We start from the raw sequence: 23,616 nt of genomic DNA, 5'->3' as shown, positions 1-23,616 counted from the left end.
AGACATCGGATCACCCCGCAAGACCCCGTTCACACCGTGGACGGCTCGCGATACAGGTACGCCCGCTCGGCGGCGGTCCACGCCGTGCTCGTGACGACGTAGAGCGCGGCGGCGAGCGGCACGACGGCCACGGTGATGATCGTCGCGAAGGACAGCAGCGGCATCACCTTCGCCATGCCACCGGGCATCACCCCGCCCATGTCCATGTCGGCCATCTGTCCCCGGGTACGCCGGTACGTGTACGTGGCGACACCGGCGACGATCACGAACAGCGCCACGTACACGAGACCGGCCGCCCCGAAGACGCCCCCGTCGGCCAGGGCGTCGGTCCAGCGGCCACCGAGGGGTGCGGCGAGCAGCGTATGCCCGCTCAGGCTGCCGCCCGAAAACAGGTGATACATCAGGAAAAAGGCGGGCGCCTGGAGCAGGCTCGGCAGGCACCCGGCCAGCGGCGACACCTTCTCCTGGGCGTGCAGCTCCAGCACGGCCCGCTGCAGCCGCTCGGGGTTCTTGGCGTGCTGCTTGCGCAGCTCGGCGACCTGCGGCGCCAGCCGCGTACGCGCCTTCTGCCCCCGGGCGGCGGCCCGGGACAGCGGGTGCACGGCAAGCCGTACGAGCACGGTGAACAGGACGATGGCGGCGGCGGTCGCGGAGCCGTGGAACAGCGGCTGGAGCAGCGCGGCGAGCTGCTCGACCAGCGAGGCGAAAACGGACATGGAAAGGAGCCCTCCGAGGGTCTCGTCGTACCGGAAAACTGCTTCTCGGCATGACGAACCGCGAAGGAGATCCCCCTACGCGGCCGTCGGAAGGAGACGGCCGGGCGCTCGGGGCCGCCTGCGCCCGGAGGCGTCGGGATCGCGCTGTGGCAGGAACGCGGTGCGCTGTTCACGGTCGCGGATGGCCGTACGCACCCGTGTCGGCGGTACGGCGGGCACGCAGCGCGCGGCGATGACGGCGCACGTGACGAGCCCGGAGGCGACGGCGGCGAGGGCCACGGCCGCGGAGAGGGCGCCGCCCTCGGCGTACAGGCCCTCGGAGCAGAGGAACAGCAGGAAGCCGACCAGGCCGCAGCGCGCCAACCGCGCGACAAGACCGCTCACGACCTCCCCCTCCTCTCCCCGCTCAACGTGGCCGCATCGAATGAAGTTTCCCCCACACGATGAGCCGGTACGTCGAACTGTACTCGGGAGTGCATGTGGTGAGGGTCACGTAGTAGCCAGGCTGGTCGTATCCCTTGGGTACGGGGGCGATGGTGGCCGTGTCGCGGGGCGAGGTCCGCGCGAGCATCCGGTCGACCACGTACGTGAACACCCCGTCCCGCGTCTCCACGACGATCTCGTCCCCCTTCCGAAGCCGGTTGATGTACCGGAACGGCTCGCCGTGGGTGTTGCGGTGCCCGGCGAGGGCGAAGTTCCCGGGCTGCCCGGGCGGGGCGGTACCCGGGTAGTGGCCGGCGTACCCCTTGTCGAGGACGCCGCGCTTGGCGATGCCGCGGGCGACGGGGACGGAGAGGCGGAGGGCGGGGATGCGGAGGACGGCGTACGCGGGGCGCGGCTCCCGAGCGTCCGGGGAAGGCACCGCGGCCGAAGCCCCGGGAGCCGCCGGAGGCGCCGGAGCCCCAGGAGCCTCCGAAGCCGCCGGACCCCCCTCAGCCGCAGGCTCCCCAGGAACCCCCCTCTCCACCCCTCCCCCTACCCCCGCCCACTCCCGCTCCAGGACCTGGACCTGCCGCTGGGCGCCGGCGCGGGCCTGCTGGTTGGTCCACCAGAACTGATGGACGACGAGCAGCAGCAGAACCACCCCGACCGTGACCGCCAGCTCGCCCGCCACCCACACACCACGGGCGAACGCGCCAGGCCACCCGCGCCGCCGCTGCCGTACCACCACTGGTATCCGCGTCCGCACGGCGGCACCATAGGTGGTCGCCCGACAACCCACCAGACCCGCCGCACAGCAGTACGGTGTCCCCCATGCGCCCCGACACGCCTGCCGATCACATCACCGAAGCCGAGCGTCTGCTGCGCACCGCGGAGCGGTACCCCGAGGACCGCGAACCGCTGCTCCTCCAGGCGGCCGCCCACCTGGAGCTGGCCGGTGCCCGCGCTCGCGCGACGACGCTGTACGACGACCTCCTGGCCGCGATGCCGGCGCCGGAGAACCCGCACCTGGTCAAGGCCCTGAAGGCCGCCAACCTGTGGGAGTACGGCCACGAGGCCGAGGCCCGCGCCATCATCGACGGCATCCGCGCCACGCCCCCCTCCGACCCGGCCGCCTGGGAGATCGTCGCGGAGACGCTGGAGGCCCACGACGAGCTGGAGGTCTCCGAAGCGACCTTCACCACGGCCGTGACGACCCTCGTCCCGTCCCCCGACGACGAGGTCCCGTACCCGACGCAGTCGCTCCTCATGGGCCGCCACCGCGTACGCCGCCTGCTCGCGCTGCGCCACGACGACTGGGACGTCCTGGCGGACCGCCTCCACACGGGCGCGGTCCCGCTCGACGAGCTCCACGACCCGAAACGCCTCTGGTCCCTCGGCTCCTCCGACCCGGCCGAGCTCCAGGCGGAGATCACCCGGCTGCGCAGCGAGCTCGGCTCGTACCGCACGGCCCTCTCCCGCCCCTTCCCGGTGGCGGTCCTGCTCTGGCCGGCCGACGAGCTGACCGAGCTGCTGGCCGCCTACCCGGAGCTGGAGTCCGAGTACCCGACCCACGAGGCCCACCTCACCGACCTCGAGGCCTCCTTGCGCGAACTCGCCGCCGCGGGCACCCCGAACCTGGGCATCGTCCAGGGCACGGTCCCCTCGTACGAAGCCTTCGCGGCCTCCGAGTCCACCTCCCCCTCCAACGCGGCGCTCCTCCCCCAATACGCCACCACCCTCGCCGCCCGCGGCCGCGCCACCCCCTGGCCCCCCGCCCGCACCTCCCCCTGCTGGTGCGGCTCGGGCACCAAGTACGGCGACTGCCACGGCACGGCGCAGATCTGACCGTTCCGGGAATTGGACCGTTCCCCTCCCCTTCACCCCGCGCTTACGCTACTTTCACAATTAACTACTGCCATCGACTGGCCCCTGTCCCCCCCCACACACACACAGCCCCAGTCCCTGTGTGCGAGGGAGACGCCTGCCCATGAGCAACGCGTACCAGCAGCCACCCACCGCCCGCCCCCTGTACCGCATGAAGCGCGTCTGGGCGGGCGGCCTGCTTCTCCTGCTGATCGGCACCGGATGCGGAGCCGCCACCGCCGAGGACACCCCCAAACCAGCCGCCGCCAAGCCCACCCCGACCGTCACCGTCACCGTCACCACCACGGCCACGGCCACGGCCACCGTCACGGCAACCCCCACCGCTGCCCCGGCCCCCACGGTCACCGTCACCAAAACCGTCACGGCGACGGCCACGGTCACCCCCGACACGTACAGCGGCGGAAACGACGACGCCGGCGGCGACGTCTACTACAGCAACTGCGCCGACGCCCGCGCCGCCGGCGCCACCCCGGTCCGCCGCGGCGACCCCGGCTACGGCCGCCACCTCGACCGCGACAACGACGGCGTCGGCTGCGACAACGGCTGAGCGCGTCCGTCTAGGTGGTCAGTCGCCAATCGGCGGCGAGTGACGAGCCCCCCCAGCCGTCGGGGCGCTCCCAGATGGACGCGATGCCGAGGGTCTCGAGGTAGTCGGCGTAGTCCCCTATGTCGTGGGTGAAGAGGGCGATGAGGTGCGGTGTTGGCTTGCCGCGGAGTGTGTAGTGCACGTGGCAGTACTCGAAGAGCTGGCCCACGGCCTCACGCCCCGCGAGGTACTCCCTCCCAGGCAGGACTGTCTTGGCCTCCACCAGCCAGTCCTGGCCGGGGTGTTTGCGGTGGCGGAGAACCAAGTCGCGAGGGTGCACTCCCCTGTTGCTGGCCTCGTACTCGCACGCGCGGGCGTGGAGGGCGAACCTCGCCAGGAGCGCCTCGTGTTCCTGGCGTCTGTCCGCCGTACCTCCCTTGATGACGACGGAATAGCCTCTGCTGCTCCTCGGTTGGAATCCGCCGAGGTTGTCGTCTCCACCGTGGTCGTGCTTGGGGTACTCAAGAGCCGGTTCGCTGGATCTCGGTACCTGGAACAGGAGGCGATCCGCCGCGGCGGCGTCTCGAAGGAGTTGGACGCCTTCCTTGAGATCCTCGGCCAGCGCCTCGTCGGAGGGCATGCTCGCGAGTTCGTAGCGTCGTGCTGCCACGTTGGCCTTCTCGTACGAGCGAGCGCGCCAGTACTTGGTCTCGACGAGCAAGTCGAGTTCGTCCCGCCATTTGTCGGCGAGCGTCGGATGCAGGGCGCCCCTCAGCTTCTCGGCCTGCGCGGTCAAGTAGCGGTGCAGCCGTGCGCCCTTGCCGTACGTATCGGTCAGGCTCGTGATGCCTTGCTGCAGCGTAAGCGTGACCGCCCTGAGGTCGGAACGGTAGATGTACGCGAGGTAGAGGCCCTCACCAGGCTTTTCATTGATGGTCGGGTCGAACACGCCGATCCATGGCGTGCGGCTGGCGTTCCCTTGCCCTCCGTACCCGAGGGCGGTGCATCCCTGGGGCCAGGGGAGGTCCTGCCTCTCTTTCACACCCAACAGCAGGGCCTGGCCAGGCAGGTCACTAGATGCCTTGCCCTCGGGCTCGAAGACCTCGGAGACACGTATGAGCAGATCGCGCAACGACATCCGCAAAAACTAACTCGAATTCGATCACTAGAAGGCCGTGTTGCGATCATTAAGTGACTGTCAGTCCCGCTTGATAGAACACACGCAACGATCACACGTCCCACGGGAGCGAGCCTTGCCTCAGATCGGCAGCGATTCATCGACCCTGTCAGCGGGGCTGTACGAGCAGCTCATCACCATGCGCCTGGAGCAGCAGCTGGCGGAGATCGCCGATCAGGGGTGGCATCAGGTCAGCGACGCCATCGGGCCGGAGTCCGTCCCGCACGTCCTGGCGAGACACGTCGCCGAGACGGTGCGCCGGGTGCTTCACGGATTGCCTGCAGAAGAGCGAGTGCACGCCGCGAACCACATCCTGGAGTCCATCAGCACGCTGGAGGGCGCTCGTGAATGGGTGGACCTCGTAGCCGATGGGCCACGCGAACTGCTCGCGCTGGCCCGCCAGGAGGCCCTAGGCGTCTACGCGATCCGACCGGCAACACCCCTCTCGGACACCGCGCTCATCACCAACGCCCCCGAAGACCCAAGCCTCGGCTTCGAACTCCGTACCGAAATCGCTACCGCTGACCGGGTCGACCTGCTCTGCGCCTTCGTGAAGTGGCATGGGCTCCGCATCATCGAGCAGTCTCTGAAGGCCGCTTGTGAGCGGAGGGTACCGATACGGGTCATCACGACCACGTACATCGGGGCCACCGAACGCCGCGCTCTGGACCGCCTCGTGAAGGAGTTCGGCGCGCAGGTCAAAGTCAACTACGAGACGCGTTCCACACGTCTGCACGCCAAGGCGTGGCTGTTCCGTCGCGAGACCGGCTACGACACGGCGTACGTGGGCAGCTCGAATCTCTCCAAGGCAGCGTTGCTGGACGGGCTTGAGTGGAACGTCCGCCTCTCGTCCGTCGCTACCCCAGACGTCCTCCGCAAGTTCGAGGGCACCTTCGACGCCTACTGGAGCGACCCGTCCTTCGAAGCGTACGACCCCGAACACGACGGGAGCCGCCTCGACGAGGCTCTCACCATCGCTGGTGGAACACCCTCGACCTCCTCGACCCGCATCACGCTGTCCGGTCTGGCGGTACGGCCGTACCCGCACCAGCGCGACATGCTGGAGCGCCTCGAGGTGGAGCGGGCCGTTCACGACCGTCACCGCAACCTGCTCGTGGCCGCGACCGGAACGGGCAAAACGGTGATGGCCGCCCTGGACTACAAGCAGCTTCGCAAGCGGTACGGACGTGATTTGCGGCTGCTCTTCGTGGCACACCGCCGGGAAATCTTGCAGCAGTCGATGCGGACGTACCAGGACGTGCTGACCGATGCGAATTTCGGTGAGCACTTCCACAGCGGCGAGATTCCGGAGCGCTGGAACCATGTCTTCGCCAGCGTGCAGTCACTGAACGCCCGCGCTCTGGACCGGCTGGCGCCCGACCACTTCGACGTGATCGTGATCGACGAGTTCCACCACGGCACCTCGCCGACGTACCGGAAGATCGTCGATCACTTCGTGCCTATAGAGTTGCTCGGGCTGACGGCCACCCCGGAGCGCATGGACGGCAAAAACATCCAGGACGAGTTCTTCGACGGGCGCATCGCGGCCGAAATGCGCCTGTGGGAAGCCCTGGAGAACGACCTACTCAGCCCCTTCCACTACTTCGGCATCAGCGACAACACCGACCTGAGTGCTGTGCAGTGGAAGCGCGGCGGCTATGACGCGACCGACCTGGGCAACGTGCTCACCGGTAACGACGCCCGGGCACGGCTGGTCGTGAAGGCAGTGAGGGAGAAGATCGCCGATCCGTCGACCATGCGGGCACTGGGCTTCTGCGTGACGGTCGCCCACGCGCATTTCATGGCGGAGTTCTTCCGCGCTGCCGGCCTGAAGGCCGTAGCGCTGTCCGGCGAGACGCCTCCCGAGCAGCGTAAGCAAGCCCTGGCCGACCTCAAGGCCGGCACCCTCCAGGTGATCTTCTCTGTCGACCTCTTCAATGAAGGCCTCGACATCCCTGATGTGGACACTCTGCTCCTCCTACGCCCCACCTCGAGCGCCACCGTCTTCCTCCAGCAGCTGGGACGCGGACTGCGACGCAGCGAGAACAAGGCCGTGCTCACAGTCCTGGACTTCATCGGCCAACACCGCAAGGAATTCCGCTTTGAGAACCAGTTCCGGGCGCTCACGAACCTGACCCGCAAGCGGCTCCTGGCCAACATTGAGCATGACTTCCCCCAGCTGCCGTCCGGATGCCAGATCATCCTGGAGGAGAAGGCCAAGAAGGCGATCATCGCCAACATCAAGGACCAGATCGGCGTCAACGTCACCGCCCTGACACGCGAGGTGGCGGATTACGCCATCCCGCAGCTCAGCCGCTACCTGACGGAAAGCGGTCGCGAACTCAAGGAGCTCTACCGGGGCAACGGCAACTCCTGGACCGGGCTGCTCCGCCGGGCGGGGCTGCTGAAGTCGGACGCGCCAGAGGGCGAGGCCGCGCTGCTTAAGCGCATCCCCTCGTTCCTGCACGTCGACGACCCGCTCCGAGTCGCCGCCTACACCCGCCTCCTGGAAGACGATGCCCCTGAGTACGACGAACTGGACTCCCGAGGCCAGGCGTACGCCCGCATGCTGTTCTTCCAGCTCTGGCCACTGGGCGGCATCACCCGCAAAGGCTTCACGAGCTACGACGAGGGCTTCGCCACCCTCCGCGACCAGCACGCCTTCCGGCATGAGCTACGCCAGGTGCTGTCGTACAACCTCGCCCACACGGAGCACGTCCCGATCTCACTGGCGGATGACCTCGCCGATCTGCCGCTGACCGTGCACGCCTCGTACAGCCGCGAGGAAATCCTGCCCGCTCTCCATCAGTCCTTCATCGGCGGCTTTATGCCGGCCGACTTCCGCGAGGGCGTGAAGTGGTGCGAATCCATCAAGACCGACGCGCTGCTCATCACTCTGGAGAAGGACGAGAAGGACTTCTCACCGCAGACGCGCTACCACGACTACGCCCTGAGTGAGACGCGCTTCCACTGGGAGTCACAGAATCAGACGTCCGAGACGTCCCCGACTGGGCTGCGCTACCAACATCATGCCGCCGAGGGCAGCCATGTCCTGCTCTTCGTCCGCCGCTACAAGAGCACAGACATAGGCGGGGCACAGCCATGGATGCTGCTTGGCCCAGCCGCGTACGTCGAGCACAAGGGCAGCAAGCCGATGGCGATCACGTGGGAGCTCCAGCACGAGATCCCGGCCGACGTGTACACGTACTCGGCAATCGCGGCGAGCTAGGCGTACGCTTCCGCCTCGAAATGCGTCTGGGCCCGGTCCAAGGCCTCGTCCGGGTCGCAGCCGTGGGCCTGTAGCCAGTGGAGGAGGTCGGCGATCACGTCGATGGCCGCCTCCTCCGCCACGGTGACGCTCAGCAGGCTGGGGGTTGCAGCCGGAGGCAGCCTGGCCGCCCCGTACAGAGCGAGCATCGTCTCGGCCCGAGTCACACGAGGGCCGCCAATGTGTCCATCCGGTGCGGTGAGCCCGGTCGCGATCTCGCACCAGGTCACCTTGCGGTCTGCACGCAGTTGCACACCCCAGCGATCGGCGACGGCATCGACGAGCGCCATCCCCCGACCGCGCTCGGCATCCGGGCCGGCCTGGAGGAGGGTGGGCAGCGCCCGGGTGTCGGGGTCGTGCACCTCGATACGGAGGTACGTGCCACTCATGGACACAGCGAGCGTGGTGGGCGTACCGACGCCGACGTGCGTGATGACGTTGGCGACCAGCTCGCTGGCGCACAGTTGTGCCGTGTCGGTGTGTTCACTCAGTCCCCAAGCTCGCAGGTGGGTGCGAATGACGTTCCGGATCCCAGCCGCCTCGCGTGGTTCTGCCAGGAAGGGGAGTTCCCAGGGCTTCCTCGACATGCAGGCTTCGTGAATCACGTCTGACCCCTTTCGCCGTGCGCCTCCGCACACCACGGCGGAGCGTCACGGTGGCCAGCATGGGGCCTAGCGCATCTCGCTATGCAATGTGCACAGAGGGATTCCCACCAATGAGTGATTGGCAAGCGAGCAGTCTGGCGCGGAGACTGAACGCCGGTTACCGAGAGGAGGGTTGAGATGGCAGGGTCACCGACAGCCCGGCGCCGCCGATTGTCAATCGAGCTGAAGAAGCTGCGCGAGAGTCATGGGTACACCTGCGCGCAGGTGGGTGAGGCACTTGACTGGAGCGGGTCCAAGGTCAACCGCATGGAGACAGGTCACGGTCGTGTGCAACCGTCGGACGTCGACGCCCTGTGCCGCTTTTACGAGACCAATGAGGAACTGCGGGAATTCCTCAAGTCCCTGGCCCGTCAGGCGAAGACTCGCGGCTGGTGGCAGGCGCACGCCACCGGGGTGCCGTCCTGGTTCTCCATCTACATCGGCCTGGAGCAGGACATCTCCACGTTCTGCCAGTACCAGTGCGAGTTCCTCCCCGGCCTCATGCAGACCTTCGACTACGCCGCCGAACTCCACCATGCGACCAATCAGCTGTCGGCCGAGGACGTTGAGCGGGCCGTACAGGTCCGGATGGAGCGTCAGGCCATGCTCGCCCGCCCGGACGCTCCGGACGCCTGGTTCATCGTGCACGAAAGCACCCTGCGCAACGTCATCGGTGACCGGGCATTGATGCGTGAGCAGTTGGAACGGGTGCTGGACACCATGGAGCTGCCGAGCGTGACGCTCCAAGTGCTCCCGTTCGACGCAGGTTCGTACCCAGCGACGGGCTCCTTCACCATATTGGGCTTCCCCGATCCGGAAGACCCGGACATCGTGTACCGGGACGGCATCACCGATGCCACCTACCTGGAGGGGGAGGACGACGTCCGTGAGTACACGCGAGCGTTCGACAAGCTGAGGGCCGCAGCCGCGAGCCCTCGACATTCCGCCCAGTTGATCAAGTCCGTGCTGAAGGAATACGCGAGATGAACAGCTCACACCCGATAGCCGCAGCCGACCCGCGGTGGTTCACATCCTCGTACAGCAATGGCTCCGGAGGTGAGTGCGTGGAGTGCGCCCGCGCCGGCGAGGGAATGCTCGTGCGGGACTCCAAGCGACGCGGCGGGCGCACCGTGGCCGTCTCCAGTCGCGCCTGGCGGGCCTTCGTCGGCTGGTCTCAGGACAGCCAGCGGTCCACCGCCGCCTGAACGACGCGGGGGGACGGCGGCGAAGGCGTCTCGGCCGGCCAGTGGGGGTGAGCGGCGGTGAGTTTGGTGGCGAGTTCCTGGGACAGGGTGGCGCGGGACTGGTCGTCCTGGGCGGTGGCGATGCGGTGGCCCCAGCGGACCGTGTCGACGACGGCGGACTTCACGGCCTCGTAGGCGAGGTAGTAGGCGAGGTCCTCGAGCCAGCGCGCGCGGCACTCCGGGGGTGCCGCGCGGTGCCAGGCTTCCGTGACCGCGGCGCGGTCCGGCGGGGTGTAGGACATCTTGTGGAGATGGTCGGCGAGGTCGTACACCGGGTCGCCGCAGAGGGCCAGTTCCCAGTCGAGGAAGACGACCCGGTTGTGGGCGGTGAGGATCATGTTGCTGCGGTGGATGTCCGCGTGGAGGAGGCAGAAGGGCCGGGACGTCAGGGTCGCTGCGCGGGATTCGAGGATGGCGCAGGGGTCAGCGGGGACGCCGAGGGTGTCGTAGAGGCCGGTCACCGCGGGCTCGCCACGGTGGCGGATGGTGCGTACGAGGTCGAGGAGGCGGGCGGCGAAGGCGGGGGTGTCGCCGTCGGGGGGCCAGTCGGCCGGCAGTGGGGGGAGAGCATGGGGCGGGACGCGGAGCAGGTGGGCGAAAAGGTTCTCGATGTCGTCCAGCACCGGCTCGGGGAGCGGTTTGCCGTCGGGGTAGAGGTCGTCGACGCGTCGGCCCTCGACGAACTCGTGGATCTGGAAGGCGGGGTCGGCGCCCGCGTGGACCAGGCGCGGGGCCGAGGGCACGTGGGGGGCGATGGCGGCGAGTATGTCGGCCTCCGGCCAGAGGGTGAGGTCCATGACCTCGGCCGAGCCGGAGCGCATCCGGACGACGACCGGACCGCTGTCGGCCTCCACGCGGACGTTGCGGTTGTAGTGCCCCGACTGGGCGCCTTCCCGCGCGCGTGCCTCCTCGTACAGGGCGGCAGGGTCCATGGTGGTCACCTCTCCAGCCAGGGGGCGAGGGCGGCGGCGACCCTCCGCGGAGTCATGTCGGGGGGCGAGCCCCAGATGAGGCGGGCTGCGTTCAGCTTCTTCGCCAGGCGGCCGATGAGGAACTCCCGCTCCGCAGCAGAAGCGGCCGCCAGTTGTTTGGAGTAGCGGATCGTGTCGACGATCGCCGACTTGATGCGCTCGTGAGCCATGTAGAGGTCGAGGTCGGTGCCTGGGCCGGTGGTGGACCGAGGGGGCAGTTGTTGCCGCCAGCGTTGGAGGACCTCGGTTCGCTGCTCGTCCGGATAGTCCATCTTGTGGAAGTGAATCGCGACCTCGTACATCGGATCACCCCACAGGGCCAGCTCCCAGTCCAGGAACCAGGTGGCCTCGTCGGAGACGATCATGTTCTTGCGGTGGAGGTCCGCGTGCAGCATGGCGAAGGGACGGGAGGTGAGCCCATGCCACAGATCGTCGACTACTGCCAGCGGCTCGGCCGGGATGCCGAAGGCGGCGAAGACTTCCCCGTACTCCCCGAGGTGCGTGGTGTGGATCCGCCGGGTGAGAGCGGCCAGCAGTCGGCCGAAGCCGGCGCTGTCGCCGGAGACCGGCCAGTCGAGGGGAAGCTCGGGGATCTTCTCTGCGGGGATCCGGGCCAGTTGGTCCATCAGCGTCACGACGTCGTTCATCACGTGGGCGGGGACCGCGCTTCCCCGAGGGCAGAAGCTGTCCAGGACGCGGCCGTCGATGAAGTGGTGGACCTGGAACCGCGGGTCCTCCGATACGTGGCGCAGTGCGGGCGCGTGACCGACGTACGGCCCGATGCAGGCGAGCACGTCCTCCTCGCGCCACAGCCGTACGTCCATGACGTCCGCCGCTGCCAGCGGGATGCGGACATTCACCTTCCCCTCGGGCGTACGCACCCCCACGTTGCGGTTGTAGTAGCCGGCGGCGGCTTCCTCGGCGGCCAAGGCCTGCTCGTACAGCGTCAGCCACGTCACGAGGCCACCTCATCGAGAAACATCGACAGCACCTCATCCGTACGTCGGTTCAGGTCCTCGACCGTACCCAGCGGCCGCAGCAAGGAGCGGGCACGGTCGGCGGCCGCCACGAGCTCCGGCGTGACGAGGCCCGTCCGCTCGGCCGCGCTGTGGATGGCCAGGATCAGCGAAGGGTAGACCTGGCAGGTCTCGAACTCCCGCGCCGCATGGCGCAGCAAGCTCCGTGTCGCCTCCCGCTCGCCCCGCCGCAGCAGCAGGAACGACCGGAACATGTCCGCCCGTGCCCGGCCGGACCGGTAGCCGGCCTGGTCGAGTGCAGTGTTGGCGTTACGGAAGGAGACCTCCGCCCGCTCCAGCTGGCCCAGCCTGAGCTGGGCGATGGCCATGGCGGTGTACACCTTGCCGATCTCGTGCTGGGCGCCGAGATCCCGCTGCACCTCCAGGGCGGCGCCCGCCTCCGCCACGGCCGCCCCGGGATCGGTGAAGGCCAGCAGCTCTGCTCTGTTGGTCCGGATGTTGGCCAGGCCCACAGCTGCGCCCACCGCGCGGTACTCCTCCTCTGCCTCGGCCAAGAACTCGGCGGCCTCGGCGAAGTCCATCAGGAACCGGTGGCCCAGGTGCATCAGACGTTTGAGGTCTCCCCGGATGACCCGCTCGTGCGGTGCGCAGATGCCGTGGACCTCCTCCGCAAGCGCGAAGGCCCCCGCGAAGTCGCCCTGCCACATCCGGATGTCCGCGACACACAGCCCGGCGGAGGTACGGGCCTCCCCGGAGTGCTCCGCCCACACCCGCTGGAAGATGCTCGCCGCGTGGCTGCTTTCCCCGGCGATCCGGCGCGCGTTCGCCCCGGCGAGGGCGAGCCGTGCCGACACCACAGAGCGGACGGGCATGTCGAGAGCGGGGGTCATCGCGATGACCGCGCTCGCGTCGCCGAGTTCGAGCTTCGACTCCGCGTCCAGGCAGTCAGCGGCGTCACGGATGCCGGGCAGGGCTTCGATCGCGTACGCCGTCTGTGGAGGGGACGCGAGAAAGTCCCGGATGTCCCTGACCATCCCATCGACGGCCTGCCGGCCGCTCATCATGACGGCCCGGTCGGCGTGCTTCTGGATCTGCTCGGGTGAGATGTCCTCCGCGTGCATGCCGTGGTACACCGCCTCCCGCAGCGGGGAGGAGCGGGCCACACCGGAGTCCCCCGACCCGGTCTCCATACGCTCCGCGAGCTCTTCCCAGTACTGCCGCAGCACGGAGTGGACATGACGTGTGACGGAGGGGGAGAGGTGGTGCTGCAGGGCGGCGATCATCAGCTGATGCAGCCGGTACCAGCCTTGCGGCAGCGGATAGGCGAACGAGTAGGCAGTGAGCGACTCCCAGGTCAGCAGGTTCGTCGGAAGGTCGAAGGTCCGGCCGATGGCGCGGAACATCCCGAGATCGAAGGTCCGCGCGACGCTCAACAGTTCCAGGATCCGCACCTCGTCCGGCGCCACGTGCTGCAGGAACCGCTGGACGATCTCCTCCGCCGTTCCCGCGTCTGCCGCCGCCCTGGCCGGATTCTGCGCGTGTGTGTCCACGGCAAGGTGCAGGTAGAAGGGGACTCCCGCACTGGCCTCGGCGATCGACCGCTGCTTGGGGATCTCCGTGATGCCCGCCTGGGCGAGCAGATCAAGACGGGCCGGCATCGGCAGCCCATCGATCCGGGTCTTCCGGATCACCGTCTCCCACTCCTTGTCGTATGCCGCCCACGGCAGTGGCTCCCGGCTCGCCAGTACGGTCAGCCCGCCGTGCAGCTGGCCGAGCAGATCGCGCAGCCAGGCGTCGGACCCGTAGCTGCGGCCGCCGGGCAGCGGCGTGGGCACCATCGCCTCATAGGCGTCGACGAAGAGTACGTACGGCCGCTCCTGGGCCGACTGCCGCATCTCCTCGGCGAACAGGTACGACACCGCGTGACCCAGCTCGGCGTTGGACAGGCTGTCGAGCTCCTGGAGCGTCGGGTCGGACTCGATGCGCTGACGCCGCTGGCGGTTGGCCATCGCTTTGCCTGTCAGGCGTACGAGTCCGGCCGCCGTGCCGAAGACGGGCAGGCCCATGGCATCGTCGAGGATCTTGGACAGCACTTCGCTGTCCTCGGCGAAGGGGGTGTTCTTCCGGTCCATCTGAAGCTGGGGGTGGACGCGCTGCCACAGGACGGCGTAAGCGATGTCGAAGCGGTCGAACTTCACACCCTGTGCCCCGAACTCCACCCGCAGGACGGCCAGGGCGTCCTCCTGCTGTCGCAGCGTCGGAAGTTGCAGATCGAGGCGGGCCGTACGGCAGGTTTCCGGCGTGCGGTTCCGCAGTTCCTGGAGGAGGCGGGACTTTCCGATCCCGCCGACGCCGACGACGTTCAGGATCCTGAGCCGCTCGGAGAGCCCTCGTAGCTCCTCGTCGTACATGGCGAGCAGCTCTTCGCGGTTGAAGAACTGCCGCTGCAGCGCTGAAACTCGTCGATAACGCGGCCTGATCGGCATGGCGGCTCCCCCTGGTACCCCAACGCTACGAGGTGAGGCTACCCACGGGGACACGTTCCCCGAGCGTGAATTACTGTTCCGCAGCCCGTCGGAGTTGCGCCAACACCCACGGTTCGCAAGCTAGTTGTGCCGCATGGGCCTCCACCATGAGGTCACCGGGCCGGCAGAGCCCTGTGCGGGTGACTTCCGTCAGCAGTGCGGTGACCGCCTCCTGGCTTTCCAGGTGCGGGATCGCGTCCATCACGGCTCGTGGGAGGGGGACGCACGCCAGCCCGTCGACCGCGACGCGGCGAGCGGGGCGGATGGTGGGGCGTACGCGGACGTAGGCGTGGCCGCGGGGGGCGGCGCGGTGGGTGACCAGGACGTCGACCTTGGACGTCTCCGGTACGGATGTCACGCCGTACCGGGCGAGGGCGGCCGGGCCGGTGAGGAGGGCGTCGGGGCCGGCGTAGAGAAGGGCTCCGCGGAGGCGCTGTTGGGGGGTCGGGTCGGTGGTCTGGAGGAGGACCACGCGGGGCAGGAGGCGGCGCCAGGGGCCGGGCGGGCGGCATAGCGCGGCGATCACGGAGGACGCGCAGCCCAGGTCCATGAGCTGGTGCACGGTGGCGACTCCGTCCTGGGCGACGACGAGCGGGTCGGCTGCGAGGTGGTGGGGCGGCGTGGGGGTCGGCATGCGCGGTTCGTGCCCTTACAGCGCGTGCAGTTATCCCCTGGGCCTTGTGCCGTTACGTGATGGTGGCAGGAAGGCTCCTGCACCACCCTTGGCGGTTACTTGTTGTCATCGAATCGTCACGGTGCGGTTGGGTGAGCGGGGTGCGGGGATCTTCGGCGCGTCACCGAACCCCGATGAACGGAGCCCCCGATGCGCCGAGTTGTCCAGTACGCCCAGGTCCTCCTCGCCGCCGCCGGTCTGGTTGCGACGGCCGCGGAGCCGGCGGCGGCGAGTGCGGTGGGGTACGCGAAGGTCGTCGGCTTCTGTCACGACTTCAGGGGAGCGGAGGTGTGCGCGCCGGTCACGACCCTCGGGCACTTCATCCAGGGCAAGGGGAAGAAGATCACCCGCCAGGAAGCCTCCGTCCAGGACGTCGCCGGCGGTGACACCGCGGGTGGTAAGTGGTGCAACTGGCGGATCGACTGGCGTTACTCGGACAGCAACGGCCGCGTGTACAAGATCAGCAAGGGTCGCACCCACAACCGGTGCGACTGACTCGGCTCCATCGGCCGTGTCGACAAGACCAAGCGCACGTTGAAGCACTACGGCAAGGCATGCGCGGACTTCCACGTCGGAGGCAAGAAGCGCGCCTCCCAGTGTCACTACATCACCAAGTGAGTGGAGAGGTCCCATGGCTGAAGGCCCGATGAACTCGTCCCAGTCCCGCACTCTGCGCTGGATGCTCATCGTCTGTCTGAGCGGCGTCACCGCAGGGCTCGTCGTCCCCATCGGGCTGGGGCTGCTGTTGCCCGACGACGTGTACCGGGAACTTTCCGACCAGTCCCTGTTCTGGGTCGTGGCCGCCGTCGCCCTAGGGCTCTGCGTCCTCGTCGGCGTACGCACCCGTCGCAACCGCCCCCGTCCCCCGCGTTAGCCTCGAGCCAGGGCATGACCGAGCGTATGGACACGTACGGACATGTACGGACACGTACGGATACGTACGGACGACGGAAGGCAGGGCAGCGGGTATGGCGAGGGTTCCGGTAGCGGCGGTGGCGGCGGGTGGGCTTGTCGGGGGGTATGCCGTGGCGCGGTGGACGAAGAAGCGGCCGCTCGGTGGGGTGGCGTTGGCGGCGGCGGGGGCCGTGGCGGCGCGGGAGTGGAAGCGGCGCAGTGGGGGGAAGGCCGCGGCGGGGCTGACCGCCGCGTACGTCGCGGCGTTCGCCGGGTCGCATCCGCTGGCCAAGAAGGTGGGGGCGTGGCCGGCGGTGTTCTCGGTGGCCGGGGGCATGGCCGTGGCGTCGTGGGCGGTCAGTCGCAAGAGCGGTTGAACACGCGCACGGTGGCGTACGTATAAGACAGCACCTCCCCACAGTGGCTGGGCGGGTGACCGGTCGGGCAGGGGCCGGTCCCCCGCCCGGCGACGCCCCTCGATCAGCCGCCCAGCGCGTGCGAGAGGGTGTAGATCAGCAGGCCCGCCAGTGCGCCGACCACCGTGCCGTTGATGCGGATGAACTGCAGGTCCCGGCCGATGTGGGCCTCGATCTTCTTGGACGTCTGGTCCGCGTCCCAGCTCGCGACCGTGTCGCTGATCAGCGAGGTGATCTCGGCGCGGTAGGTCGTGACGACGTACACCGCCGCGTCCTCCACCCAGCCCTCGACCTTCGCCTGGAGGCGACCGTCGGTGGCCAGCCGGGTGCCGAGCGAGATGAGGGAGGCCCGGGCGCGCAGGCGCAGCTCGCTGCGCTCGTCCTCGGCCGCCGAGATGATCATGGCGCGTACGGAGGACCAGGCCGAGGCGATGATGTCCTGCACCTCCGGCCGGGCCACCAGGTCCGACTTGAGGCGCTCCACCCGGGCGCGGGTCTCCGTGTCGCCCTGGAGGTCGGCGGCGAAGTCGGTCAGGAACCGGTCGAGCGCGCCGCGCGCCGGGTGGGCGGGCATGTCGCGCATCTCGGTGACGAACCGCAGCAGCTCCTTGTAGACGCGCTCGCCGACCTTGCGGTCCACGAAGCGGGGCGTCCAGCCGGGGGCGCCGCCCTGCACCGCGTCCATGATCGAGTCGGCGTGCAGGATCAGCCAGTCGTGGGCGCGGGTGCAGATCAGGTCGACCGCCCCGTGGTGCGCCCCGTCGGCGACGACCTTCTCCAGGGTCTTGCCGAGCCCGGGCGCGATCTCCGCCGCCTCCGCGCGCCGGGTGATCGCCTCGCCCACCACGGCCTGGACGTCGGCGTCCCGCAGCACGGTCAGCGCGCCGCGCAGCGCCGTCGACAGCTCGGCGGTCACGCGGTCGGCGTGCGCGGGTTCGGCGAGCCAGGCGCCGAGGCGGCCGCCGATGCCGAGGGCGTGGAGCCGGGCGCGTACGACGCCCGCGGAGAGGAAGTTCTCGCCGACGAAGGAGCCGAGCGAGGCGCCCAGCTGGTCCTTCTTGGTCGGGATGATCGCCGTGTGCGGAATGGGCAGCCCCATGGGGCGCCGGAACAGCGCCGTCACCGCGAACCAGTCCGCCAGCGCACCCACCATGCCCGCCTCGGCGGCCGCCGCGACGTAGCCGGGCCAGCCGGTCACACCGGCGTTCCGGGCCCAGGTGGCGAGGACGTAGATCAGGGCCACCAGGCCCAGCAGGGCGGTCGCCATGAGCTTCATCCGGCGCACGCCCCGGCGCTTCTCCTCGTCCGCTGCCGTGTACGAGAAGGCGACCAGCGGGGTCTTCGTATGGTTCATCCGGCTCCACCCGTCCGCGCGCATGCGTACCTATGTCCCTATCTCAGGTACTCCCCAGACGCACGGCGAGTTCCCCCCGAACCCCGGAAGGTCACTTCCGCAGTTGCTTACGGGCCGCCTTCCGCTCCTTGCGCTTGACGTCCACGCCGCCCATCAGCGCGAACCCGGTGATCCGCACGCGCGGCGACCCGGGCGTGCCCTCGCCCGCGCCCCGGTCGTCGAAGCCGCCCATGAAGCCGAAGCCGGTGACCTCGACGTGCAGCTCGGGCGGGACGACCACCTGGATGCCGCCCATGACGGCGAAGCAGCGGATGACGACCTCCCGGTCCTCGAAGTCGGCATCCCGCAGGTCGATGTCGCCGCCCGCCTGGAGCACGGCCGCCGTGAAGGTGCGCGCGACGCTCCACTTGCCGCGCCGCCCGAAGCCGCCCCAGAAGGCGAAGGCGCCCTTGGAGGTGGCGGGCTTTCCGATGCGGGCGGGCCAGGCGGGGTCCCCGACGGCCGCCGGGGCCGTGGGCGACGGCAGATCGCGTACGAGCGGGACCAACTCACCGTGCGTACGCGCCTTGTACGCCAGGTCGAGGCGCTCCTCGAACTCGGCCATGTCGAGGCGGCCCTCCGCGACCGCGTCCCGCAGCCGCTCCGCTATCCGCTCGCGGTCGGCGTCCGAGGCCCGCATCTCAGGCAGTTCGCTCGTCATACGAACAGCCTAATGCGGGGCACTGTCACAGGCCCGCCGATCGTTCGGCGTACATCTTGGCGATCACGGTCTCGATGTCCGGTTCCCGCACCGACAGGTCCACCAGCGGGTACTCCGCCGCGATCCGCGCCACCAGCGGCGCCGCCGACCGGGCCGCCGGGAACGCCAGCCACTGCCGCGGCCCGTCGACCTTCACCACCCGGGCGCCGTCCGCGGCGATCGGCGGCAGTTCCCGTTCCAGGTCCACCACCAGTGTCCGCTCGCTCTCGCCGACCTCGTGCAGGCCGCCCAGGGGCCCGTCGTACATCAGCCGGCCGTGGTCGATGACCATCACACGCTTGCACAGCTGCTCGATGTCGGTCAGGTCGTGCGTGGTGAGGAGCACCGTCGTGCCGCGCTCGGCGTTCAGGTCGCGGAGGAAGTCCCGCACCTTCGCCTTGGAGATGACGTCCAGGCCGATCGTCGGCTCGTCGAGGTAGAGGACCTCCGGGTCGTGCAGCAGCGCCGCCGCGATGTCGCCGCGCATCCGCTGCCCCAGCGACAGCTGACGGACCGGCACCTCCAGCAGCTCGGCCAGGTCGAGCAGCTCGACGCACCGCTCCAGGTTCTCGCGGAAGCGGGCGTCGGGGATCCGGTACATGCGGTGGACCAGGCGGTACGAGTCGCGCAGCGGGAGGTCCCACCACAGCGTCGTACGCTGCCCGAACACCACCCCGATGCGCCGGGCCAGCCGGGTCCGTTCCCGGGAGGGGTCGATGCCCGCGACCCGCAGCCGGCCGCCGCTGGGGGTGAGGATGCCCGTCAGCATCTTGATGGTGGTCGACTTCCCGGCGCCGTTCGGCCCGATGTAGCCGACCATCTCGCCGCGCGGCACGCGGAAGCTGATCCCGTCGACCGCCCGGACCTGGTGCCTCTCGCGCCGGAAGCGGCCCGCTTTGCGGCGTACGTCGAAGACCTTCTCGACGCCGTCCAGTTCGATGAAGTCCTCCATGTACGTGCTCAACTCCCCGTGCTCCGGTACGAACGAATCCCCACCCGCCACGCCAGCCCCGCCGCCACCCAGAACGCCACCGCCACCAGCGGCGACGCGAACGCCGCCCACCCCGGCAGCCCCGCCGGTGCCTCCCGCCCCAGCACGTACAGCGCGGGGACCCAGTTCACGAACGCGAGCGGCACCACGTACACCACCCCGCGCACCAGGTCCTGGGCGAAGATCACCGGCGGGTACTGGAGCAGGGTGTTCCCGCCGTAGGTGAACGCGTTGGCGACCTCGGAGGCGTCCTGCGCGAAGAACTGGAACGCCGCGCCCGCCACCATCACCGCCGAGAAGATCGCCCACCCGCTCACCACCATCAGCGGCACCAGCGCCACCTTCAGCGGCGTCCAGGTCACGTCGAGCAGCACCAGCGACCAGACCAGCACGATCAGCCCCTGGATCACCCGCCCCACGCGCCGCAGCGCGAACCGGTCCGCCGCCACCTGCGCCAGCACCGGCACCGGCCGTACCAGCAGCGTGTCCAGCGTCCCGTCCCGCACCCGCCGGCCCAGGCGCTGCACCTGCCCCAGCGACAGATCGGCCAGCCCGAAGGCCGTGCCGGTCGTCCCGTACAGGAAGGCCACCTCGGCGAACGAGAAGCCACCCAGACCATCCACCTGACTGAACATCAGCAGAATGACGACGAAGTCGAACCCGGTGGCCGTGAAGTTGGACAGCAGCGTCATCGCGAAGGAGAAGCGGTACGTCATCGTCGACCGCACCCACATCGCGGCGATCAGCCCGTACGCGCGCAGCCCCGCGCCCACCTCAGCCACCCTGCACCACCACCCGCCGCGTCGCCGCCGCCTGGACCACCCGCCCCGCCGCCAGCAGCACCACCGCCCAGCCGGCCTGGAAGGCGTACGTCCCCATCAGCGCCCACCCGGTCCGCTTCTCCAGGAACACATCCGCCGGGACCTGGAGCAGGGACGCCCACGGCAGCAGCCGCGCCACCTCGCCCAGCGCGCCCGGGAAGACGGTCAGCGGCAGCAGCATCCCGGAGAAGAACATGCCCGACAGCCATGCCACCTGCACCACCCCGGCCCCGTCCATCAGCCAGAACGCGCTCAGCGCCACCAGGAACCAGACCGCGAAGCTCACCAGCACGCCCAGTGCCACCGACACCAGGAAAGCGAGCCAGGTCAGCGGGTGTTCGGGCAGCGCGAGATCGAAGGCGAGCGCCCCGATCGCCATCGGCACCACCCCGCGGCCCAGCAGGTGGAACCCGGACCGGCCCAGGGAGACGGACAGCCACCACAGCTGGAGGTCGGCCGGGCGGTAGAGGTCGACGGCGATGTCACCGGTCCTGATGCGCTCCATCAGCTCGTCCTCGAACCCGCCGCCCATCAGCCCGCAGGTGGCCAGCAGTGCCTGTCCGATCCACACATAGGCGAGCGCCTCGGCCATGTCGTAGCCACCGAGGTTCGGGCGCTCGTCCCACAGCGCTATGTAGGTGTACGCCAGGATGAAGCCGAAGACGGTGTTGGTGAACACCCCGGCGGCGGTCGCCACCCGGTACGTCGCATAGCGCCGGAACCCACCCGCCGCCACGGCCGCGTACAGCCGCATACCCGCGCTCCTCCCTCCGGCACCCGGTGCCCGGCAGGCACCAAAGCCGAGGAGCCTAGTCCTTCCCGTCCCACGCCCGCGACCGGTTTACGGCTGCCGTTGCCGGGGTTGAGCGGGTGCGCCGTGCACTATGAGAGGACTGCACAAACAGGACATACGATACGAAACAGGCCGGAGACCATGAGCGACGAGCCACCGCAGCCAGGCTGGGAGCCCCGCGACCCGACCGTCGAAGGGCCACCACCCAAGACCCCCGTCACCCCAGCCCGCCCCACCGAGCGGAGGAGGCGCACCGGCTGGCGACGCCTGATCCCCACCTGGCGGATGGTCCTCGGCGCGTTCCTCTTCACCGCCCTGCTGCTCATCGGCGGCTTCTTCGCCGGCTACCACCTCGTCGACATCCCGCCCGCAAACGCCGCCGCCACGGCCCAGTCCAACGTGTACCTGTACCGCGACGGCACCCCGCTCGCCCAGAAGGGTGACGTCAACCGCGAGAACGTACGGCTCTCCCAGGTCCCCCTCCCCGTCCGGCACGCCGTACTCGCCGCCGAGGACCGCGACTTCTACTCCCAGCCGGGCGTCGACCCGGAGGCGATGCTCCGCGCCGCCTGGAACACCCTCACCGGCAAGGGCACCCAGGGCGGCTCCACCATCACCCAGCAGTACGTCAAGAACTACTACCTCGGCCAGGAACGGACCCTCGTACGGAAGGTGAAGGAGTTCTTCATCTCCATCAGACTCGACCGGGAGAAATCCAAGGACGCCATCTTCGAGGGCTACCTCAACACCAGCTTCTACGGCCGCAACGCCTACGGAATCCAGGCCGCCGCCCGCGCCTACTACGGCAAGGACGCCCAGGACCTGACGACGGCCCAAGGCGCCTACCTCGCCGTGCTCCTCAACGCCCCCAGCGCCTACGACGTCGACGGCCGCCCCGAGATGCGCACCAAGGCGATCGGGCGCTGGAACTACGTACTGGACGCCATGGTCAAGGAGAAGTGGCTCGGCCCCGCCGCCCGCGCCGCCACCACCTTCCCCGACCCGGAGGAGGCCACCGCCACCACCGGCCTGTCCGGCCAGCGCGGCTACATCGTCCAGGCCGTCGAGGACTACCTCACCGACCACGACGTCATCGACAAGAAGACCCTCGCCCAGGGCGGCTTCCGCATCACCACCACCCTGGAGCAGCACAAGCAGGAGTCCCTCGTCCAGGCCGTCGACGACCAGGTCATGTCGCAGCTGAACGACGCCAACCAGACGGACCGTTACGTACGGGTCGGCGGCGTGTCCATCGCCCCGGCCACCGGCAAGGTGCTCGCCATGTACGGCGGCGTCGACTACACCCGCCAGTTCGTCAACAACGCGACCCGCCGCGACTACCAGGTCGGCTCCACCTTCAAGCCGTTCGTGTTCGCCGCCGCCGTCGACAACGCCGCCGTCACCCAGGACGGGGAGCGCATCACGCCCAACACCCGCTACGACGGCACCAACAAGCGCCAGGTGCAGGGCTGGGGCGGCCACCCGTACGCCCCCGCCAACGAGGACGACGTGGACTACGGCCCCATCACCGTCCGTACCGCCACCGACAAGTCCGTCAACGCCGTCTACGCGCAGCTCGCCGTGGACGTCGGTCCGGCCAAGGTGGAACAGACCGCCATCGATCTGGGCCTGCCCGCCGACACCCCCGACCTCAACCCCTCCCCCTCCATCGCGCTCGGCCCCGCCACCGCGAGCGTGCTCGACATGGCGCAGGCGTACGCGACGCTCGCCAACCACGGCAAGCACGCCACATACGCGCTGGTGGAGAAGGTCGAGAAGGACGGCACCGAGCTTCCCCTGCCCTCCTCGCAGACCAAGCAGGTGATCAGCCGGGAGGCCGCCGACACGACGACGGCCATGCTGCGCAGCGTCGTCGAGGGCGGCACCGGCACCGCCGCGCAGGCCGCCGGACGCCCGGCCGCCGGCAAGACCGGGACGGCGGAGCACGACAGGGCGGCCTGGTTCGCCGGCTACACCCCGGACCTGGCGACCGTCATCACGGTGATGGGCCAGGACCCGGACACCGGAGCGCAGAAACCCCTGTACGGGGCGCTGGGGCTGGAGCGCATGAACGGGGGCGGGGCGCCGGCGTCGATCTGGGGCGCGTACACACGGGCGGCGCTGGCGGGCAGCACGGTGCGGGACTTCGACCTGGTGCTGGCCGAGGGCGCGGAGGAGGAGCTGGAGGAACCGGACCCCTCGGGCTCGTGGGACCCCGAGGACCCGGGCAGCTGGGAAGAGGCGGGCACGGGAGCGGACCGGGGCCGGGAGGGGGACGGGAGGTACGACGGGTACGACGGCTACCGGGCCCCTGGCCGCGGGCCCGGCGGGGCGCAAGGAACCGGCGGTCCCGCGGCCGCCCCCGGTACGCAGGCCCCCGCCCGGACCGGCCCGCCCCCCGGCCCGGCACCCGCCCCGCCCCCCGGCACGCCCCCCACACCGGCGGGTCCCGGCCGGTAGGCGCGGAGGGGGACCTCTGGAGGAGCGGCGTCAGGCGGGGGGGGCGGCCGAACTCCGGGCAGCAGCCCGGCGCCGCGGCCACACCCGCCGGCAGCCCCGCCGCCGAAGGTCCACGCCGGT

The 23,616-nt window shown here is 69.6% G+C and carries 23 protein-coding genes; 9 read left to right on the top strand and 14 right to left on the bottom strand.

Translation table 11 applies throughout. The annotated features are described in order from the left end of the window. Positions 1 to 29 precede the first annotated feature (29 nt). From BKD26_RS00640 to BKD26_RS00630, 3 genes are all read right to left on the bottom strand, one after another. The gene (locus BKD26_RS00640; protein ID WP_084894588.1) at positions 30 to 716 is read right to left on the bottom strand and encodes a YidC/Oxa1 family membrane protein insertase; all 687 of its coding nucleotides are present in this window, start codon (positions 714 to 716) and stop codon (positions 30 to 32) included. A 75-nt stretch (positions 717 to 791) separates the two neighbouring features. Further along, complete coding sequence (locus BKD26_RS00635; protein ID WP_241518515.1) at positions 792 to 1,079, bottom strand: DUF6412 domain-containing protein; 288 nt, start codon at positions 1,077 to 1,079, stop codon at positions 792 to 794. A 43-nt stretch (positions 1,080 to 1,122) separates the two neighbouring features. After that, entirely contained in the window at positions 1,123 to 1,905 is a 783-nt protein-coding gene (locus BKD26_RS00630; protein WP_084894584.1) for a class E sortase, read from the bottom strand. A gap of 65 nt (positions 1,906 to 1,970) precedes the next feature. Between BKD26_RS00630 and BKD26_RS00625 the strand changes: the two genes are divergently transcribed. Both BKD26_RS00625 and BKD26_RS00620 read left to right on the top strand, forming a co-directional pair. Further along, positions 1,971 to 2,984, top strand: coding sequence for an SEC-C domain-containing protein (locus tag BKD26_RS00625; protein WP_084894582.1), 1,014 nt, complete (start codon positions 1,971 to 1,973; stop codon positions 2,982 to 2,984). Between the two features lie 142 nt (positions 2,985 to 3,126). Next, positions 3,127 to 3,570: an excalibur calcium-binding domain-containing protein gene (locus BKD26_RS00620; RefSeq protein WP_084894580.1), complete on the top strand. Its 444-nt coding sequence runs from the start codon at positions 3,127 to 3,129 to the stop codon at positions 3,568 to 3,570. A 10-nt stretch (positions 3,571 to 3,580) separates the two neighbouring features. Here BKD26_RS00620 and BKD26_RS00615 read toward each other — a convergent pair whose 3' ends face one another. Beyond that, positions 3,581 to 4,687 (bottom strand): DUF3578 domain-containing protein, encoded by a 1,107-nt coding sequence (locus tag BKD26_RS00615; protein WP_084894578.1) that lies wholly within the window; start codon positions 4,685 to 4,687, stop codon positions 3,581 to 3,583. A 115-nt stretch (positions 4,688 to 4,802) separates the two neighbouring features. Here BKD26_RS00615 and BKD26_RS00610 point away from each other — a divergent pair, with 115 nt between their 5' ends. Beyond that, a complete protein-coding gene (locus tag BKD26_RS00610) occupies positions 4,803 to 7,955 on the top strand; it encodes a DEAD/DEAH box helicase (protein WP_084894576.1) in 3,153 nt (1,050 codons plus the stop codon). Here BKD26_RS00610 and BKD26_RS00605 read toward each other — a convergent pair. After that, positions 7,952 to 8,581, bottom strand: a complete 630-nt coding sequence (locus BKD26_RS00605) for an ATP-binding protein (RefSeq protein ID WP_084894574.1) — start codon at positions 8,579 to 8,581, stop codon at positions 7,952 to 7,954. The two genes, BKD26_RS00610 and BKD26_RS00605, sit on opposite strands and share 4 nt — an antisense overlap. Positions 8,582 to 8,776: 195 nt before the next feature. Between BKD26_RS00605 and BKD26_RS00600 the strand changes: the two genes are divergently transcribed. Next, complete coding sequence (locus BKD26_RS00600) at positions 8,777 to 9,625, top strand: helix-turn-helix transcriptional regulator (protein ID WP_084894572.1); 849 nt, start codon at positions 8,777 to 8,779, stop codon at positions 9,623 to 9,625. Continuing rightward, positions 9,622 to 9,843, top strand: a complete 222-nt coding sequence (locus BKD26_RS00595; RefSeq protein ID WP_084894570.1) for a DUF397 domain-containing protein — start codon at positions 9,622 to 9,624, stop codon at positions 9,841 to 9,843. The genes BKD26_RS00600 and BKD26_RS00595 overlap by 4 nt, the downstream gene beginning before the upstream one ends. On the opposite strand, the gene BKD26_RS00590 is transcribed toward BKD26_RS00595, so the two are convergent. The 4 genes from BKD26_RS00590 to BKD26_RS00575 all read right to left on the bottom strand — a co-directional run bounded on the left by BKD26_RS00590 (position 9,813) and on the right by BKD26_RS00575 (position 14,989). Continuing rightward, positions 9,813 to 10,814, bottom strand: a complete 1,002-nt coding sequence (locus BKD26_RS00590) for an aminoglycoside phosphotransferase family protein (RefSeq protein ID WP_143662591.1) — start codon at positions 10,812 to 10,814, stop codon at positions 9,813 to 9,815. The two genes, BKD26_RS00595 and BKD26_RS00590, sit on opposite strands and share 31 nt — an antisense overlap. A gap of 5 nt (positions 10,815 to 10,819) precedes the next feature. After that, positions 10,820 to 11,812 (bottom strand): aminoglycoside phosphotransferase family protein, encoded by a 993-nt coding sequence (locus BKD26_RS00585; protein WP_084894566.1) that lies wholly within the window; start codon positions 11,810 to 11,812, stop codon positions 10,820 to 10,822. Continuing rightward, on the bottom strand, positions 11,809 to 14,316 hold the full coding sequence (locus tag BKD26_RS00580; RefSeq protein WP_107417712.1) for an AAA family ATPase: 2,508 nt from the start codon (positions 14,314 to 14,316) through the stop codon (positions 11,809 to 11,811). Before BKD26_RS00580 ends, BKD26_RS00585 begins: the two co-directional genes overlap by 4 nt. Before the next feature lie 70 nt (positions 14,317 to 14,386). Next, positions 14,387 to 14,989: a hypothetical protein gene (locus BKD26_RS00575; protein ID WP_084894562.1), complete on the bottom strand. Its 603-nt coding sequence runs from the start codon at positions 14,987 to 14,989 to the stop codon at positions 14,387 to 14,389. A 189-nt stretch (positions 14,990 to 15,178) separates the two neighbouring features. Here BKD26_RS00575 and BKD26_RS00570 point away from each other — a divergent pair, with 189 nt between their 5' ends. The 3 genes from BKD26_RS00570 (at position 15,179) to BKD26_RS00560 (ending at position 16,299) form a co-directional block, all read left to right on the top strand. Next, positions 15,179 to 15,523: a hypothetical protein gene (locus BKD26_RS00570; RefSeq protein WP_241518451.1), complete on the top strand. Its 345-nt coding sequence runs from the start codon at positions 15,179 to 15,181 to the stop codon at positions 15,521 to 15,523. Between the two features lie 136 nt (positions 15,524 to 15,659). Next, a complete protein-coding gene (locus BKD26_RS00565; protein ID WP_084894560.1) occupies positions 15,660 to 15,902 on the top strand; it encodes a hypothetical protein in 243 nt (80 codons plus the stop codon). Between the two features lie 94 nt (positions 15,903 to 15,996). After that, positions 15,997 to 16,299: a hypothetical protein gene (locus tag BKD26_RS00560; protein ID WP_073750723.1), complete on the top strand. Its 303-nt coding sequence runs from the start codon at positions 15,997 to 15,999 to the stop codon at positions 16,297 to 16,299. Positions 16,300 to 16,402: 103 nt separating this feature from the next. Here BKD26_RS00560 and BKD26_RS00555 read toward each other — a convergent pair whose 3' ends face one another. The 5 genes from BKD26_RS00555 to BKD26_RS00535 all read right to left on the bottom strand — a co-directional run bounded on the left by BKD26_RS00555 (position 16,403) and on the right by BKD26_RS00535 (position 20,997). Beyond that, positions 16,403 to 17,692, bottom strand: a complete 1,290-nt coding sequence (locus tag BKD26_RS00555; protein WP_241518450.1) for a DUF445 domain-containing protein — start codon at positions 17,690 to 17,692, stop codon at positions 16,403 to 16,405. 91 nt (positions 17,693 to 17,783) lie between these two features. After that, entirely contained in the window at positions 17,784 to 18,392 is a 609-nt protein-coding gene (locus tag BKD26_RS00550) for a DUF1707 domain-containing protein (RefSeq protein ID WP_084894556.1), read from the bottom strand. Between the two features lie 25 nt (positions 18,393 to 18,417). Beyond that, positions 18,418 to 19,383, bottom strand: coding sequence for an ATP-binding cassette domain-containing protein (locus tag BKD26_RS00545; protein WP_084894554.1), 966 nt, complete (start codon positions 19,381 to 19,383; stop codon positions 18,418 to 18,420). An 8-nt stretch (positions 19,384 to 19,391) separates the two neighbouring features. After that, positions 19,392 to 20,156 (bottom strand): ABC transporter permease, encoded by a 765-nt coding sequence (locus BKD26_RS00540; protein ID WP_084895288.1) that lies wholly within the window; start codon positions 20,154 to 20,156, stop codon positions 19,392 to 19,394. A 40-nt stretch (positions 20,157 to 20,196) separates the two neighbouring features. Next, positions 20,197 to 20,997: an ABC-2 family transporter protein gene (locus BKD26_RS00535; RefSeq protein WP_084894550.1), complete on the bottom strand. Its 801-nt coding sequence runs from the start codon at positions 20,995 to 20,997 to the stop codon at positions 20,197 to 20,199. Positions 20,998 to 21,177: 180 nt separating this feature from the next. Here BKD26_RS00535 and BKD26_RS00530 point away from each other — a divergent pair, with 180 nt between their 5' ends. Then, complete coding sequence (locus BKD26_RS00530) at positions 21,178 to 23,496, top strand: transglycosylase domain-containing protein (protein ID WP_084894548.1); 2,319 nt, start codon at positions 21,178 to 21,180, stop codon at positions 23,494 to 23,496. Positions 23,497 to 23,616: the final 120 nt, after the last annotated feature.

Source organism: Streptomyces sp. CB03238 (assembly GCF_002099185.1).
Classification (GTDB): Bacteria; Actinomycetota; Actinomycetes; order Streptomycetales; family Streptomycetaceae; genus Streptomyces.
This window is presented reverse-complemented; position numbering and strand designations above follow the sequence as displayed.